Here is a 15,699-nt window from a genome sequence, read left to right as displayed (position 1 = left end):
ATGAAGAAAATTGATGCAATTATCAAACCGTTCAAGCTAGATGATGTAAGAGAAGCTTTAGCAGATGTCGGCATAACCGGAATGACAGTCACGGAAGTAAAAGGGTTTGGACGCCAAAAAGGTCATACAGAGCTTTATCGCGGCGCAGAATATATGGTTGATTTTTTGCCTAAAGTAAAAATTGAAATTGTTGTTCCAGACGATATTGTTGACAGTTGTGTCGAGACGATAACGCAAACGGCTCAGACGGGAAAAATTGGTGATGGTAAAATCTTTGTTTATGATATTGCTCATGTGATCCGGATTCGCACCGGCGAGCAGGATGAAGCAGCTATTTGATTTTAAAGGGTAACAGATGGTTGAAAGTTACAAAGGAGTTGATATGGAATCTGTAACCTCCTATTCCACCTGTTACCACTTATCTTGGTTTTAGTGAGAGTTTCAAGGGTTATTGTTCATTTCCCTCAATAACTTTATGTGGTCCAAAACACTCATAGTGGATGTGACTGGTATTTACTCCCATGGTGAGCAACTGCTTGGCAATAAATTGCATAAAGTTGACAGGGCCACAGAAATAGTAATGCATATTGTTAATATTAAGTTGTTGTCTTACTTCTGACAGATTCATTAGTCCTTGGTATTGATACTGTTCAGCTTGTCTGTCTTGCTCACGTGGATTGTTATACCAAACGGCACTGAAGCCATGGATAAAATCGGTTAATTTATTTTTTACTTCATTAGCAAAAGCGTGATGTCCACCATGCTCTGTCGCATGTAGCCAATTTAATGGCGCTTTATGTTGTTGTTGATGTAGCTTTTCCAACATGCTTATCATTGGCGTTAAGCCGACACCGGCTGAAATCAACGTTACTGGTGTATCAGTATTCACTGCCAAAAAAAATCTCCGCAAGGTGGTGCCAATTTGACGATATCACCTTCTTTTATATTGTTATGCAGATAGTTTGACACACTGCCATTTTCTTCACGCTTTACCGCGATACAATAACTTTCACCATTAGGTGCATTGGTTAATGAGTATTGCCGAATTTGTTGATTGGTTAGTTTTTCACGATCCTGTAAATAAATGGTTAAATATTGTCCAGGAAGAAAATCGACTATCTCATTACCATCTGCTGGAATAAATTGAAAACTGGTGATCGTTTCGCTACGCGGGATCTTTTTAGCCACTTTGAAGCGACGCAAACCACGCCAACCGCCGATATTTTCTTCATTTGTTTTATAGATTTGTTCTTCACGGTTAATAAAGATATCGGCCAGCACATCAAAAGCTTTAGCCCAGGCATCAATAATTTCTTTTCCAGGCTGAAATAACTCATCAATGGTATGTAATAGATGTCGACCAACTATCGAATAATGTTCAGGTTTTATATTTAGGCTAGCATGTTTGTGGGCAATTTTTTCAACCGCAGGTAGTAAGGCCGAAACATTATCAATATTGGCAGCATAGGCGCAAATGGCATTAAACAAAGCTTCTCTTTGATCACCATTAATTTGATGACTCATATTGAAAATATCTTTTAATTCAGGGTTATGTTGAAACATCCGTTGATAAAAATGAGCGGTTAATTTAGGACCAGTGGAAACAATAAGAGGAATAGTTGATTTAACGGTGGCGATAGTTTGAGAATCAATCATATAAAATTCCTAAAGTTAACTGAGGGCTTAAAGTTGCATTTTAAATGCAACTTAAATTGTTTCAGGTTAAAAGTAAATAATTAATTGTAAAAATGAGATTGAGTTAGCGTATTTTAATTGGCGATCAAATCGCTATTGAGAAATGTCTATATTTGATAATACATACATAGCAATCGTTTGCGTAATTTTTTATTTTGGGGCTATCTCAGTGAGCTAAAAGAGTTTACACTGTGTGCTATTCATTTAATTGAATAGCGATTTAAAATGTGGCTGAGTCAGGAGAAGTAAATGTTAAAGCGTGAAATGAGTATTGCAGATTATGACCAAGAACTATGGCAAGCAATGGAAAATGAAGTTAAGCGTCAGGAAGAGCATATTGAGTTAATCGCTTCAGAAAATTATACCAGTCCAAGAGTCATGCAGGCTCAAGGTTCCCAACTTACGAATAAATACGCTGAAGGCTATCCAGGTAAGCGCTATTATGGTGGTTGTGAATATGTTGATATTGTTGAACAACTTGCTATTGATCGGGCGAAAACTTTATTTGATGCGGATTTTGCTAATGTTCAGCCACACTCAGGTTCGCAAGCTAATACTGCTGTTTATATGGCCTTATTGCAACCCGGTGATACTGTGTTAGGCATGAATTTGGCACATGGTGGACATTTAACCCACGGCTCACCCGTCAATTTTTCCGGTAAACTTTATAATATCGTTCCTTATGGTATCGATGAAAAAGGAAAAATTGATTACGACGATATAGCTACTCAGGCACAAAAATATAAACCTAAAATGATTATTGGCGGTTTTTCTGCTTATTCCGGCGTGGTAGATTGGGCTAAGATGCGTCAAATTGCAGATAGTGTAGGTGCTTATTTATTTGTTGATATGGCGCATGTCGCGGGTTTGATCGCTGCTGGTGTTTATCCTAATCCTGTTCCTCATGCGCATGTTGTGACGACTACTACCCATAAGACTTTGGCCGGCCCTCGTGGTGGTTTGATTTTGGCTAAAGGTGGTGATGAAGCGTTTTACAAAAAGCTAAATTCTGCTGTATTCCCTGGCGCTCAAGGCGGTCCATTAATGCATGTTATTGCGGGTAAAGCGGTTGCATTAAAAGAAGCGATGGAGCCTGAATTTAAAACTTATCAACAGCAAGTGGCTAAAAATGCGAAAACGATGGTTGAAGTTTTTATCAAGCGTGGCTACAAGGTTGTTTCTGGTGGAACTGAAAATCATTTATTTTTATTAGATTTAGTGGATAAAGGGATCACCGGTAAAGAGGCAGATGCCGCACTGGGTCGTGCTAATATTACTGTCAATAAAAATAGTGTACCGAATGATCCTAAGGGCCCATTTGTTACTTCCGGTATTCGTATAGGGTCACCTGCCATTACTCGTCGTGGGTTTAAGGAAAAAGAATCAGCTGAATTGGCCAATTGGATATGTGATATTTTGGACAAGATTGATGATGAAAGTGTGATCCAAAATGTAAAACAAAAAGTATTGTTGATGTGCCAGCAGTTTCCTGTTCTATGCATAAATAAGTAAAATTTAGTGATTTGTTTTAGCCCGTTTTAGTTGTTAAATGAATCGGGCTTTTTACATGATAATCAAATGGGAATAAATAATGATTATTCCATCAACACGTTGGCTTGCGTTAGATTATTTCACTTATTTTTTTGCTTATGGCATTTTTTTGCCTTTTATCGCAATGTGGCTAAATGGTGAAGGGCTTGAGGCTGATATAATCGGTATTTTGTTAGCAACCGGCCTTAGCGCACGTTTTATTGGTTCTTTGATGATCGCACCGATAGTAAAAGGATCTCGTCACCTAATTACCACTTTGCGTCTATTTGCTGGTTTAACGTTGATCTTTGCTATAGGATTTATCGTCAGTTCAAACTGGTTATGGTTATTATTTATCATGTTGGCTTTCAATCTTTTTTTTTCACCAATGGTACCTTTAACCGATGCTTTAGCCGCTAGTTGGCAAAAACAGATAACATTTGATTATGGTAAAGTAAGGGCTTGGGGTTCGCTTGCATTTATAATTAGCGCTTCTTCGATGGGTTATTTAGCCAATAACTGGGGGCATAAAATAATTATCTATGCATTACTTGCCAGCATAGTCATTATGCTGTTGACGATGTTATTACAACCTACTGTTCTGCCTAAAGCCACTTATCGCCAGATCGCCAATACAACAATCTCATTGAAACAATTATTGCTTGATAGCTCAGTCTGGCGCTTTTTACTCTGTATTACCTTATTACAGAGCTCTCATGCAGCTTATTATGGCTTTTCTTCAATTTATTGGAAAGAAGTAGGTTATTCCGATGCTATTATCGGTCTATTATGGTCTTTAAGTATTGTTGCTGAAGTGATTGTGTTTACCTTTAGTTATGTCCTTTTTCGTCATTGGCAGGCGAGTGGATTATTATTGTTAGCAGCGAGTTGTGCGGTGATTCGTTGGAGCTTAATGGCCAGTTTTACCGCTTTACCGATACTGATAATGAGCCAACTTTTACATAGTGGTACTTTTACTGTTTGTCATCTTGCGGCGATGCGTTTTATTAGCGCCCGTAACGAAGATGAAATTATTCGTCTACAGGCATTTTATTCGGCATTGGCCTTAGGAGCCGGGTTAGCGATAGTGACAATCGTTGTAGGTTTTGTTTATGAACATTTTCCTTTTCACCATAACTGGGTATTTTGGTTAATGTCATTGATTGCCATTCCAGCGCTATTTATTCGACCGCGTGAAAATTCACATCATTAAATTCGATGTTATAGCCGAACGAGTAAGCTAAACTTGTTGATTTAACTTGAATAACAGATAAATATTAACCAAGGATGCCAATAAATATTTTTATATTAAAATAAGTAAGTTGGTCAATCAGTAAAATCCGTCTTTGTAACAAACAGCAATACAATATTCCCTCATTACCTGCATTGCTTATAACCTTAATGATGAAATTGTTAATTAAATCTTTCGCGCAATATTGAAAGATATAACCTATTACAAAAGTGTTTTTTATTCAAAATGATTTTGGTTGCTTAATAAAAAGGTTATTTAATATTATTTATATATATATTGCAAAAATGTATTAAAAAATTATGAAAATGATTATCATTTGTTTTATCATTTGCAATATTGCGATTTAGATTATTAAACTCAATCGTAATGAATAAGATCATCTATTAATTAGGCGTCACAATAACCCCTAGGAGATTGAAATGAATTATTCAGTAAAATATGGATTGTTAATATTATCAATTAGTTACATGATTTCAATTTTATTCCCTTCCATGGCAATGGCGGCCAATGATAAAAAAGATAAGCAATATATGTGTCACGGCTGGCACGGTTATCCAAACAAGGAAATGAATTTATTTGATCAGCCTGTGACTGCTGCTAATGAAGATAATGCTAAGCTATTAGCTATCAAGATAATAGGAAAGGACTTACAAGCGTCTAGTGATGCTAATCAGAAAATACATACTCAACGATGTGATGAACTTTCAGCTCATTAAAATTAACTAAAAACATTTATTAAATACCCCTTAATACCTAAATAGGGATAGGGGGTTTAAGTAGACAATCAAGGGGTAAGGCGGCATCAACAATAACAGCCAATCTGGAAAATATTTGCCAGTTTCTCTAACCAGTAACGTTGTGGCAAATTCCTACTATTTTGAGAACTGCCACAAACGAGTTAATGATATAACCACGCTATCCAGACATTATTAATTAAATATAAATATTGGCTATAGCTATTCTTATTTTTTAGCTTTTTAATAAATCGCTTAACTCACTCTGCATTTCTAGTACCATTTTTTTCACCATACGTGGACTGCCTGCCAGCAAATTGCCCGATGATAGATAATTATGACCGCCAACAAAGTCAGTTATAACCCCACCTGCTTCACGTACTAATAGTTCTCCAGCCATAAAATCCCAAGGTTTTAAGCCAATTTCAAAAAAGGCATCGACGCGACCAGCAGCAACATAAGCTAAGTCTAAAGCGGCTGAACCAGTACGGCGAAAATCGGCGCATTTTTTAAACAGTTTAGCGATAATATTAATATATGCGGCTGAATGTTGTTTCGCTTTGAAAGGAAAAGCCGTGGCAATGATTGCCCCTTCTAATTCATGGCTATTTTTAAGACGCAGGCGGTAACCGTTTAATTGTGCTCCTTGCCCACGTACTGCAGTAAATAGCTCATTAAGCATAGGATTATAAACGACGGCGACTTCTGTACGACCGTTAATACGTACCGCGATAGAAACGGAAAAATGGGGTAAACGTTTAGTAAAATTGGTTGTGCCATCCAACGGATCAATAACCCACTGAATATCATTTTTCTCACCAACTATTTGACCACTTTCTTCCGTAATAATGGTATGAGTAGGATAAGATTTCTGGATGACTTCAATAATAATTTGTTCTGCTTTTTTATCAATGTTGGTCACAAAATCATTTTGGCCTTTTGCCATTATTTCGATAGAATCGGGTTTTTCATAGCTTTTAGCAATAAAGTTACCTGTTTGGCGAGCTGCTCGTATAGCAATAGTTAGCATTGGATGCATGGGTTATTTCCACTGGAATGTTAAAGAACAAGGATTAAGCGAAGCCGGCAGTATAACAGAGATTCGTCAACATGACTATGATTGTGGTAGAATAGCCTAATGATCAACGCCAAATAAAGACAATCATGTTAAAAAATATTCGCATTATTTTGGTTGAAACCTCGCATACCGGAAATATGGGTTCAACTGCCCGTGCGATGAAAACGATGGGACTGACTAATTTATACTTAGTTAATCCACTCATTTTGCCCGATTCACAAGCCATTGCATTATCTGCTGGCGCCAGTGATGTTATTGGTCAAGCGACTATCGTGGAGACATTAGAGCAAGCTTTACTTGGATGCAATTTGGTAATTGGAACCAGTGTGCGTGCTCGTACTTTATCATGGCCACAAGTAACGCCGCGAGAATGTGGCGAAAAAACCATCCATCAGGCAATAAATTCTCCGGTGGCTATTATTTTTGGCCGCGAACGTGTTGGTTTAACCAATGAAGAACTACAGAAATGTCAATATCATCTTCACATTCCAACAAATCCTGAATATGGTTCACTCAATTTGGCAATGGCTGTTCAATTGATCAGTTATGAAATTCGTATGGCATACCTGGCAATAAATGAAAAAAAATCCGCGGTAGATAATAAAGATAAGGTACAATATCCGCCAATTGAGGATATAGAACGTTTTTATATCCACCTTGAAGCAGTGCTCAATGCATCTGGATTTATCAGAAAGCGTCACCCTGGACAAATCATGAATAAATTGCGGCGTTTATTTACTCGAGCGCATCCTGAAGTGCAGGAACTCCATATTTTACGTGGTGTTCTCACATCAATTGAAAAATGGCATAAATAATAGTTGAGTAAATTACTAGGTTAAATAGTTGACTAAAATACTCAGGAATGACACAATTTTTGTCACATTTAACTATGGGGATATATTATGAGACTCACATCTAAAGGACGCTATGCAGTAACAGCCATGCTGGATGTGGCATTGCATTCAAAGACTGGGCCGGTGCCATTGGCTGATATATCGGAACGCCAAGGAATTTCGCTTTCTTATCTTGAGCAACTGTTTTCTCGACTTCGCAAAAACGAACTGGTTGCCAGTGTCCGTGGCCCTGGCGGCGGATATTTATTAGGTCGCGACGCGAAAACTATTTTTATCGCTCAAGTTATTTCGGCTGTTGATGAGTCTGTTGATGCAACTCGCTGTCACGGAAGAAGAGAAGGATGCCAAGGTGGAGAGCGTTGTTTGACCCATGCACTGTGGCGTGATTTAAGTGACCGTATTACCAGTTTTCTTAGTAATATTAGCTTAGAAGAATTGGTCAATAATCAAGAAGTACAAGAAGTTGCTGATCGTCAAGATAGCGATAAACATCATGTGAGAGTGACTCCTCAATCCGAACCCATTATTAATATGCGAGCATAAATTAAAAGGTTCTGCAAAATAGAGTAATTGCAAAGTAATAAAATTTTGAGACGTTTTTCGTCTTATGGAGCTAGTGAGTTAATGAAACTACCGATTTATTTAGACTACTCGGCGACCACACCGGTTGATATTCGTGTCGCTGAAAAAATGATGCAGTGTATGACTATGGATGGCAATTTTGGTAATCCGTCATCGCGCTCTCATATTTTTGGCTGGCAAGCTGAAGAAGCTGTGGATATTGCACGTAATCAGATTGCTGAGTTAATCAATGCGGATCCGCGTGAGATTGTTTTTACTTCTGGAGCGACTGAATCAGATAACCTGGCTGTGAAAGGGGTTGCCAATTTCTATCAGAAAAAAGGTAAACATATCATTACCAGCAAAACCGAGCATAAAGCGGTTTTGGATACATGCCGTCAACTTGAGCGTGAAGGTTTTGCCGTGACTTACCTTGCGCCAAAAAGTAGTGGTCTTATTGATTTACAAGAGCTTGAAGCCGCTATGCGTGATGACACAATTCTGGTTTCTATCATGCATGTTAATAATGAGATCGGTATTATTCAAGATATTGCCGCTATGGGTGAGCTTTGCCGCAATCGTGGTATTGTTTTTCATGTTGATGCGACCCAGTCAGTAGGTAAATTACCGATTGATTTAAATGAACTAAAAATTGATTTAATGTCTTTCTCAGCACATAAACTGTATGGACCGATGGGAATAGGCGCACTTTATGTACGTCGTAAACCCCGTATTCGACTTGAAGCCCAACAACATGGCGGTGGTCATGAACGAGGGATGCGCTCAGGGACATTACCAGTACACCAGATTGTAGGAATGGGCGAAGCTTATCGGATTGCTAAAGCAGAAATGGCAGTAGAATCTCTTCGATTACGCGCCTTACGCCAACGCTTATGGAACGGTATTAAGAATATTGAAGAGGTTTATCTTAATGGGGATCTGGCCAACGGAGCTCCTCATATTCTCAATGTTAGTTTTAACTATGTGGAAGGTGAATCATTGATGATGGCGCTTAAAGATTTGGCTGTCTCATCAGGTTCTGCATGTACATCGGCAAGTCTTGAACCTTCATATGTACTAAGAGCTTTAGGAATGAATGATGAGTTAGCACACAGTTCAATTCGTTTCTCCTTTGGTCGATTTACGACAGAAGAAGAAATCGATTATGCCATCCAGCTAATTCATAATGCGATAGGTCGGCTGCGTGATCTTTCTCCCCTATGGGAGATGTATAAACAGGGTGTCGATCTTAATAGCATTGAATGGGCTCATCATTAATAAACGAATAGACGGTTTCAGGAGTTGACAATATGGCATATAGTGAAAAAGTGATTGATCATTATGAAAATCCACGTAACGTAGGTTCGTTTGATAATAATGACCCAATGGTCGGGAGTGGGATGGTAGGCGCACCAGCTTGTGGTGATGTCATGAAACTTCAGATCAAAGTTAATGACGCAGGTATTATTGAAGATGCGCGTTTTAAAACTTATGGTTGTGGTTCAGCAATTGCCTCTAGTTCATTAGTAACGGAATGGATGAAAGGTAAGACACTGGATGAAGCAGAGACTATCAAAAATACGGCTATTGCAGAAGAATTAGAGTTGCCACCCGTTAAAATTCACTGTTCTATTTTGGCAGAAGATGCGATTAAAGCGGCTATTGCGGACTATAAAAATAAACAGCAAAGCAAATAATTAATATAAAAATTCCTTTTAGGCGTGATACTACCGGTTTGCTTTTGTTTACCGTATCCGCCTGTACTGGTTTTGATTGTGAGGTGTTGTATGTCAATTTCTCTGACAGAAAATGCGGCAGAGCGTATTCTGACTTTCTTACATAACCGAGGAAAAGGTGAAGGTTTACGTTTGGGCGTTAGGACTTCTGGCTGTTCAGGTATGGCTTATGTGCTTGAATTTGTTGATGTGATTAATGAAGATGATACCGTATTTGAAGACAAAGGCGTGAAAGTTATCATTGATGGTAAAAGTATGATTTATCTCAATGGGACAGAATTGGATTTTGTTAAAGAAGGTCTTAATGAAGGTTTTAAGTTTAACAATCCGAATAGCAAAAATGAATGTGGCTGCGGTGAAAGCTTTAACGTATGAGAGTTTGTTTATTATTTGATAAGCCTAAAACTGAATAGACGACGGCTGTGACATAAATTTCCTACCGTCTGTTTGATATTTTCAATCTAGAGCATTTATGGATTATTTTACCCTTTTCGGTCTGGCATTTTCATATTCTATTGACCTTGAACAATTAACTTACCGTTATCAGGAATTACAGCGTCAATATCATCCTGATCGCTTTGCTAACCAACCTGAGAGTGACAAACTAGGTGCACTTCAACAGGCTGCGACAATTAATGCTGCTTATCAAGCCTTAAAACACCCTTTGAAACGTGCTGAATATATGCTGACTTTATATGATATTGATATCAATAATGAGCAATATACTATGCATGATACGGCGTTTTTAATGGAGCAGCTTGCGCTGCGTGAAGAATTGGCGTGTATCGAAACCAGTGAGCAAGCAGAAGAGGCATTAGCCTTATTTTCCTCTGGTTTAGCTAAAACAATAAAAAGTTACTTACAGGAAATGGAAAAACAACTAAATGAAGAACAGTGGGTAAAGGCAGCAGATACTGTTCGCAAACTTCGATTTCTCGATAAGTTGCAGCAACAAGTTGAACAATTGGAAGAGCGTTTATTCAATCGTTTTTAGAGTAAATTTTATGGCATTATTACAAATTAGAGAGCCGGGCATGTCGTCGATGCCGCATCAACGCCGTTTAGCGGCTGGTATTGATTTAGGTACAACAAATTCCTTGATTGCAACGGTTCGCAACAAAAAAGCAGAAACACTACCTGATTCAGCCGGATGTGAATTGCTACCCTCTATCGTCAGTTACCAACCAACCGCGATTACAGTCGGTAAGCAAGCGAAAGCAAAAGTGGAACAAGATCCGGCTAATACCATTATTTCAGCTAAGCGCTTATTGGGGCGCTCATTGACTGAGATCCAGCAACGTTATCCTAATTTACCTTATCAATTGACAGCAAGTAAAAATGGCTTACCGCTGATCCACACAGCCATAGGGCAAGTTGATCCTATTCAAGTTTCTTCTGAGATACTAAAGTCGTTGGTACAGCGGGCAGAAGAAACATTGAATGGTAGATTAGAAGGTGTGGTGATCACCGTGCCTGCTTATTTTGATGATGCGCAACGTCAAGGAACTAAAGATGCAGCGCGTTTGGCCGGATTACAGATTTTACGTTTATTGAATGAACCTACTGCGGCGGCTATTGCCTATGGTTTAGATTCACAACAAGAGGGCGTAATTGCTGTTTATGATTTGGGTGGTGGGACTTTTGATATTTCCATTCTTAGGTTGCAGCGTGGCGTATTTGAAGTGTTAGCAACGGGCGGAGACACAGCGCTCGGCGGAGATGATTTTGATCATCTTCTGGTGGATTGGATATATCAACAAGCGGGTATAACAGATCGCCAAGACCATTGCTTACAGCGGCAAATTTTAAATATCGCTAGTCAGGCTAAAATAGCATTAACGGATGTTAATTATACTGACATTGAAATCAATGGTTGGCGAGGAACCTTATCAAGAGAGCAGTTGAACACATTAATTCAGCCATTGGTCAAACGCACTTTATTAACCAGTCGTCGTGCATTGAAAGATGCCGCAATTGATATTGATGATATTTTGCAGATTGTGATGGTGGGTGGTTCGACGCGGGTACCGTTGGTACTTTCTATGGTTGAGGAATTTTTTGGCCTCACCCCCTTAACTTCAATTGATCCGGATAAAGTTGTTGCTATTGGTGCGGCTATTCAGGCTGATATTTTAGTCGGTAATAAACCGGATAGTGAAATATTGTTACTCGATGTTACCCCTTTGTCACTTGGCTTAGAAACCATGGGAGGATTGGTTGAAAAAGTGATCCCACGCAATACGACACTGCCTATTGCTAAGGCGCAGGAATTTACTACCTTCAAAGATGGGCAAACAGCCATGACATTTCATGTTGTACAAGGCGAACGTGAAATGGTTAATGATTGCCGTTCCTTAGCGCGTTTTACCCTACGTGGAATACCGCCATTACCTGCCGGAAGCACGCATATTCGGGTCGTTTTTCAAATAGATGCCGATGGATTATTGAGTGTCAGCGCAGTAGAAAAATCAACGGGTGTCAGTGCTTCGATTCAAGTTAAACCTTCATATGGTTTAACTGACGAAGAAATTGCTAATATGATCACTGACTCAATCGTTAATGCGCAAGATGATATGCTAGAGCGTCGTCTTGCCGAGCAGAAAGTTGAAGCCAACCGGCTAATAGAAAGTTTAATGATCGCATTGAAAAAAGATGCTCATTTATTGAATAAAGAAGAAAAAGCAGCGATTGATAAGGCTGTAAATGAATTAATTAACTGTACACAGGGAAGCTCCTCTGTGGCAATTGAAAATGCAATTAAACAACTGGATAAGCAAACACAGGATTTCGCTGCTAGACGTATGGATATCTCTATTCGTCAAGCATTATCGGGTCATTCTGTGGACGAGATATGATAATGCCAAAGATAATTTTTTTACCGCATAAAGAGTTATGCCCGGAAGGGGCGGTTGTGGAAGTAGAGAAAGGTGAATCTATTCTTGATGCTGCTTTACGTAGTGGCATTGATATTGAACATGCTTGTGAAAAATCTTGTGCCTGTACAACTTGCCACTGTATTGTGCGTGAAGGCTTTGATTCACTGGAAGAAAGTTCTGAACTAGAGGATGACATGTTGGACAAAGCATGGGGGTTAGAGCCTGAGAGCCGGTTAAGTTGTCAGGCCATCGTGACTAATGAAGATCTGGTCATAGAAATTCCTAAATATACGATTAATCATGCCAGAGAACATTGATCCTTACATTTAATTGCAGGAGGGGATGGTGAGTTTAAAGTGGACTGATAGCCGTACAATTGCAGAGGCACTCTATGATAAATATCCTAATATTGACCCGCAAACGGTTCGTTTTACCGATATGCATCAGTGGATTTGCCAACTAGACGGATTTAATGACAATCCGCAAGCTTCAAATGAAAAGATCCTGGAAGCTATTCTATTAGTATGGCTTGATGAGTATCAATAATGACTGATTAAACTAACAATTATCTACAAAGCTGGAATTGCCAGCTTTTTTATTACTATCATTCATCGTGCAATGTATTAACTCATGATAACCTCTATTATTAATATCCTATATTCATCAATTATTCCATAAACACATATGACAAACTAAGGTGGGAAGAGGGAATGGAAAAGCAGATCATGCAGGTCTCGCTATCTTATCAAGCAGCGGCGCCTTGTTGGGGAAAGAATGCATTAATTAGTTCCAGTGAGCAAGGGATAGTCATTCATTTGAAGCCACAAGCAAAATTGTGTGCGATCCAAAGTGCCGGTCGTAGATTGGATAGCCAAGGTATTCATCACGTCATGTTAGTAGGGAATGACTGGGACTTGGAAAAAAGCTGGGCATTTTGGCAAGGTTTTAGAGCACCTAAAGGAGCGCGTTCTATTGAATGGCCAAATTTATCAGCAAATGAAAAAAAAGAGCTCCAGTACCGCATACGAATTATTGATTGGGTACGCGATATTATTAACACACCGGCTGAAGAATTAGCGCCAGCGCAGCTAGCGCAGCGCAGCGCCGACTTATTATGTGAAACAATAAAGGATAATATTAACTACCGTATCATTCAGGGTGACGAGTTAGCAAAACAGAAATATAGTGGAATTTATACCGTAGGTCGTGGCTCAAGCCGCCCACCTGCATTACTCGTGCTGGATTATAATCCAACTGGCAATTTAAAAACGCCGGTATTTGCTTGTTTGGTTGGAAAAGGTATTACGTTTGATTCTGGTGGTTATAGCATAAAACCCTCTTCATCTATGAATTCAATGAAAGCAGATATGGGCGGAGCAGCTATGCTAACTGGGGCGTTAGCCTTAGCAATAAGTCGAGGTTTAAAACAACGAGTAAAACTTTTCCTCTGTATTGCTGATAATATGGTGAGTGGTAATGCCTTTAAATTAGGTGATATTATTCGCTACCGTAACGGCCAGTCTGTTGAAATTATGAATACTGATGCGGAAGGAAGACTGGTTTTGGCTGATGGATTGATTGATGCAAGTAAAGAAAAACCAGCATTAATTATTGACGCTGCAACATTAACCGGTGCAGCCAAAATGGCAGTAGGCAACGATTATCAGTCAGTATTAAGTTTTGATGACAAATTGGTGGCTGAATTGATGTCTGCGGCAGAAATGGAAAATGAACTCTTCTGGCGTTTACCTTTAGCGGAATTTCATCGTCGCCAATTACCTTCTGCTTTTGCCGATCTCAATAATATTGCATCACCTTCTCATACTGCTGGCGCCAGCACCGCCGCGGCTTTCTTATCACATTTTGTTGAAAATTATCATAAGGGATGGTTGCATATCGATTGTTCAGCGACTTATCGTAAATCTGCCATGAGTTTATGGGCGGAAGGCGCAACCGGCATTGGTGTCAGAACTATTGCTAGTTTATTACTGAAAAAGGCAAAATAGCTTTTTTTATGATTATTTACCAAGAAATTTATTTTTTTGGTAAATAATTAGTTAGCAAGAGAGTATTAATTATGAAGGAAGCTGAAATGGCGGCTGATAAAATTAATCAATCTGCACTGATGACAACAATTACAGTGCCAGGCGATAGTACTATTAAATTGAGCATATTTGAAACGTTACCGCCAAAATTAATTAGTGGGCTGTGTCATTTTTTCCAACAATATAAAATCATACGCCGTGCTTTTTTACTCCAAGCGAAAGATGATACAACAGCAGGGGTGCCGGTTATGCTGATTGCTTTAGAAATTAGTCTTGGCTATGAAAAGGAAGGGCAACAATTAATTCCGCAGTTAGGGAACTTAGTACTTAATTATCTTGAAGATAATCAGTCAGTTGATTTTTATTTTTTGCAACCTAACGGCACAGGTATTGATCATTTTATTATTCATCATACGCAACCATTTTATCAACGTAAAATAGGTGGTTGGTTGCGTAATAACATGATTGCTATTAAAAATTGTTAAATTTGGCTACCTATTATTATTCCCTTATTTATACCTAGCTAATTTTTATATTTAAATTTATCTAAGCCTACAACATAAAAAAAAGAATTGGGCTGATTATCTTTTTAATCGTATTTATCGTTTTAAATTTTAGAAAAATGTGATTTAAGCTAAAAAAATAAAAAAATTGTATAAAAAAAATTAACAAAATTTGTCGTCAAGTGGGCAATTGAATTGCCAATATCTATAATAGCCAGCTATTTTGCCTTAATAAAAATGATGATAAATCTTTTTCTTGGCAGGCAGTATGGATGCAAGGCAAAAATATCATGATGAAAAATAATAGCTAAGAGGATTTCTAATGACGATGCAACGTACGTTTTCAATTATTAAGCCAAATGCGGTTAAAAAAAATGTAATTGGTGCGATTTATAACCGTTTTGAGCAAGCTGGATTCGAAATTATTGCAGCTAAAATGGTGCATTTAAATCGTGAACAGGCTGAAGGTTTTTATGCTGAGCATAAAGATAAGCCTTTTTTTGCTGGATTAGTCGAATTTATGATCTCAGGCCCCATTATGTTGCAAGTCTTAGCGGGCAAAGATGCTATACAGCGTTATCGTGATTTAATGGGAGCAACGGATCCCTCTAAGGCATTGGCAGGAACACTACGTGCTGATTATGCAGATAGTTTTACCGCAAATGCAGTACATGGTTCTGATTCTGTCGCGTCCGCAGAACGAGAAATTGCTTTTTTCTTTACTGACGACGAAATATGTCCCTGTTAACAAACAGAAATAGGATATCATTAGCAAAATATTAATAAAGTTTGTAAAATGCCATACCTTGTTAAGTGATTTATTGGCAAGGTTATG

17 protein-coding genes and 1 pseudogene are annotated in these 15,699 nt (G+C 38.5%); 16 read left to right on the top strand and 2 right to left on the bottom strand.

Annotation, left to right across the window (positions count from 1 at the left end; translation table 11 throughout):
• The gene (gene glnB / locus ArsFIN_RS13730) at window positions 1-339 is read left to right on the top strand and encodes a nitrogen regulatory protein P-II (protein ID WP_026821705.1); all 339 of its coding nucleotides are present in this window, start codon (window positions 1-3) and stop codon (window positions 337-339) included.
• A 109-nt stretch (window positions 340-448) separates the two neighbouring features.
• Here the strand turns inward: glnB and hmpA are convergent.
• Window positions 449-1,656: pseudogene (gene hmpA / locus ArsFIN_RS13725) on the bottom strand (NO-inducible flavohemoprotein).
• Window positions 1,657-1,944: 288 nt separating this feature from the next.
• Between hmpA and glyA the strand changes: the two are divergent.
• From glyA to ArsFIN_RS13710, 3 genes are all read left to right on the top strand, one after another.
• Window positions 1,945-3,207: a serine hydroxymethyltransferase gene (glyA, locus tag ArsFIN_RS13720; protein WP_026821706.1), complete on the top strand. Its 1,263-nt coding sequence runs from the start codon at window positions 1,945-1,947 to the stop codon at window positions 3,205-3,207.
• Between the two features lie 79 nt (window positions 3,208-3,286).
• On the top strand, window positions 3,287-4,438 hold the full coding sequence (locus ArsFIN_RS13715) for a 3-phenylpropionate MFS transporter (protein WP_026821707.1): 1,152 nt from the start codon (window positions 3,287-3,289) through the stop codon (window positions 4,436-4,438).
• A gap of 458 nt (window positions 4,439-4,896) precedes the next feature.
• Window positions 4,897-5,193 carry a hypothetical protein gene (locus ArsFIN_RS13710; protein WP_026821708.1) on the top strand — a complete coding sequence of 99 codons (297 nt, stop codon included), beginning with the start codon at window positions 4,897-4,899 and terminating at the stop codon, window positions 5,191-5,193.
• Between the two features lie 253 nt (window positions 5,194-5,446).
• On the opposite strand, the gene suhB is transcribed toward ArsFIN_RS13710, so the two are convergent.
• Entirely contained in the window at window positions 5,447-6,250 is an 804-nt protein-coding gene (suhB, locus tag ArsFIN_RS13705; protein WP_026821709.1) for an inositol-1-monophosphatase, read from the bottom strand.
• A 125-nt stretch (window positions 6,251-6,375) separates the two neighbouring features.
• On the opposite strand from suhB, the gene trmJ reads away from it, so the two are divergent.
• The 12 genes from trmJ (at window position 6,376) to ndk (ending at window position 15,612) form a co-directional block, all read left to right on the top strand.
• A complete protein-coding gene (trmJ, locus tag ArsFIN_RS13700; protein WP_026821710.1) occupies window positions 6,376-7,104 on the top strand; it encodes a tRNA (cytosine(32)/uridine(32)-2'-O)-methyltransferase TrmJ in 729 nt (242 codons plus the stop codon).
• 87 nt (window positions 7,105-7,191) lie between these two features.
• Window positions 7,192-7,686 carry a Fe-S cluster assembly transcriptional regulator IscR gene (iscR, locus tag ArsFIN_RS13695; RefSeq protein WP_026821711.1) on the top strand — a complete coding sequence of 165 codons (495 nt, stop codon included), beginning with the start codon at window positions 7,192-7,194 and terminating at the stop codon, window positions 7,684-7,686.
• Window positions 7,687-7,767: 81 nt separating this feature from the next.
• Window positions 7,768-8,982: an IscS subfamily cysteine desulfurase gene (locus ArsFIN_RS13690; RefSeq protein ID WP_026821712.1), complete on the top strand. Its 1,215-nt coding sequence runs from the start codon at window positions 7,768-7,770 to the stop codon at window positions 8,980-8,982.
• A gap of 32 nt (window positions 8,983-9,014) precedes the next feature.
• Window positions 9,015-9,401, top strand: a complete 387-nt coding sequence (gene iscU, locus ArsFIN_RS13685; RefSeq protein ID WP_026821713.1) for a Fe-S cluster assembly scaffold IscU — start codon at window positions 9,015-9,017, stop codon at window positions 9,399-9,401.
• Between the two features lie 90 nt (window positions 9,402-9,491).
• Window positions 9,492-9,815: an iron-sulfur cluster assembly protein IscA gene (gene iscA, locus ArsFIN_RS13680; protein WP_026821714.1), complete on the top strand. Its 324-nt coding sequence runs from the start codon at window positions 9,492-9,494 to the stop codon at window positions 9,813-9,815.
• A 97-nt stretch (window positions 9,816-9,912) separates the two neighbouring features.
• Entirely contained in the window at window positions 9,913-10,434 is a 522-nt protein-coding gene (gene hscB / locus ArsFIN_RS13675) for a co-chaperone HscB (RefSeq protein ID WP_026821715.1), read from the top strand.
• Between the two features lie 10 nt (window positions 10,435-10,444).
• Window positions 10,445-12,295, top strand: a complete 1,851-nt coding sequence (hscA, locus tag ArsFIN_RS13670; protein ID WP_026821716.1) for a Fe-S protein assembly chaperone HscA — start codon at window positions 10,445-10,447, stop codon at window positions 12,293-12,295.
• 2 nt (window positions 12,296-12,297) lie between these two features.
• Complete coding sequence (gene fdx / locus ArsFIN_RS13665; RefSeq protein ID WP_026821717.1) at window positions 12,298-12,633, top strand: ISC system 2Fe-2S type ferredoxin; 336 nt, start codon at window positions 12,298-12,300, stop codon at window positions 12,631-12,633.
• A 28-nt stretch (window positions 12,634-12,661) separates the two neighbouring features.
• Window positions 12,662-12,862 (top strand): Fe-S cluster assembly protein IscX, encoded by a 201-nt coding sequence (gene iscX, locus ArsFIN_RS13660; RefSeq protein WP_026821718.1) that lies wholly within the window; start codon window positions 12,662-12,664, stop codon window positions 12,860-12,862.
• Between the two features lie 164 nt (window positions 12,863-13,026).
• The gene (gene pepB, locus ArsFIN_RS13655) at window positions 13,027-14,322 is read left to right on the top strand and encodes an aminopeptidase PepB (RefSeq protein ID WP_026821719.1); all 1,296 of its coding nucleotides are present in this window, start codon (window positions 13,027-13,029) and stop codon (window positions 14,320-14,322) included.
• 86 nt (window positions 14,323-14,408) lie between these two features.
• On the top strand, window positions 14,409-14,846 hold the full coding sequence (locus ArsFIN_RS13650; RefSeq protein ID WP_051296916.1) for an enhanced serine sensitivity protein SseB C-terminal domain-containing protein: 438 nt from the start codon (window positions 14,409-14,411) through the stop codon (window positions 14,844-14,846).
• A 340-nt stretch (window positions 14,847-15,186) separates the two neighbouring features.
• Window positions 15,187-15,612: a nucleoside-diphosphate kinase gene (gene ndk, locus ArsFIN_RS13645; protein ID WP_026821721.1), complete on the top strand. Its 426-nt coding sequence runs from the start codon at window positions 15,187-15,189 to the stop codon at window positions 15,610-15,612.
• Window positions 15,613-15,699 lie beyond the last annotated feature (87 nt).

The sequence above is a fragment of the Arsenophonus nasoniae genome, assembly GCF_004768525.1.
Lineage (GTDB): Bacteria > Pseudomonadota > Gammaproteobacteria > Enterobacterales > Enterobacteriaceae > Arsenophonus > Arsenophonus nasoniae.
This window is presented reverse-complemented; position numbering and strand designations above follow the sequence as displayed.

Excerpts from the sequence above, each read along its gene's own strand:
- glnB (WP_026821705.1), top strand. The coding sequence starts at position 1 with ATGAAGAAAATTGATGCAATTATCAAACCGTTCAAGCTAGATGATGTA.
- glyA (WP_026821706.1), top strand. The coding sequence starts at position 1,945 with ATGTTAAAGCGTGAAATGAGTATTGCAGATTATGACCAAGAACTATGG.
- ArsFIN_RS13715 (WP_026821707.1), top strand. The coding sequence starts at position 3,287 with ATGATTATTCCATCAACACGTTGGCTTGCGTTAGATTATTTCACTTAT.
- ArsFIN_RS13710 (WP_026821708.1), top strand. The coding sequence starts at position 4,897 with ATGAATTATTCAGTAAAATATGGATTGTTAATATTATCAATTAGTTAC.
- suhB (WP_026821709.1), bottom strand. The coding sequence starts at position 6,250 with ATGCATCCAATGCTAACTATTGCTATACGAGCAGCTCGCCAAACAGGT.
- trmJ (WP_026821710.1), top strand. The coding sequence starts at position 6,376 with ATGTTAAAAAATATTCGCATTATTTTGGTTGAAACCTCGCATACCGGA.
- iscR (WP_026821711.1), top strand. The coding sequence starts at position 7,192 with ATGAGACTCACATCTAAAGGACGCTATGCAGTAACAGCCATGCTGGAT.
- ArsFIN_RS13690 (WP_026821712.1), top strand. The coding sequence starts at position 7,768 with ATGAAACTACCGATTTATTTAGACTACTCGGCGACCACACCGGTTGAT.
- iscU (WP_026821713.1), top strand. The coding sequence starts at position 9,015 with ATGGCATATAGTGAAAAAGTGATTGATCATTATGAAAATCCACGTAAC.
- iscA (WP_026821714.1), top strand. The coding sequence starts at position 9,492 with ATGTCAATTTCTCTGACAGAAAATGCGGCAGAGCGTATTCTGACTTTC.
- hscB (WP_026821715.1), top strand. The coding sequence starts at position 9,913 with ATGGATTATTTTACCCTTTTCGGTCTGGCATTTTCATATTCTATTGAC.
- hscA (WP_026821716.1), top strand. The coding sequence starts at position 10,445 with ATGGCATTATTACAAATTAGAGAGCCGGGCATGTCGTCGATGCCGCAT.
- fdx (WP_026821717.1), top strand. The coding sequence starts at position 12,298 with ATGCCAAAGATAATTTTTTTACCGCATAAAGAGTTATGCCCGGAAGGG.
- pepB (WP_026821719.1), top strand. The coding sequence starts at position 13,027 with ATGGAAAAGCAGATCATGCAGGTCTCGCTATCTTATCAAGCAGCGGCG.
- ArsFIN_RS13650 (WP_051296916.1), top strand. The coding sequence starts at position 14,409 with ATGGCGGCTGATAAAATTAATCAATCTGCACTGATGACAACAATTACA.
- ndk (WP_026821721.1), top strand. The coding sequence starts at position 15,187 with ATGACGATGCAACGTACGTTTTCAATTATTAAGCCAAATGCGGTTAAA.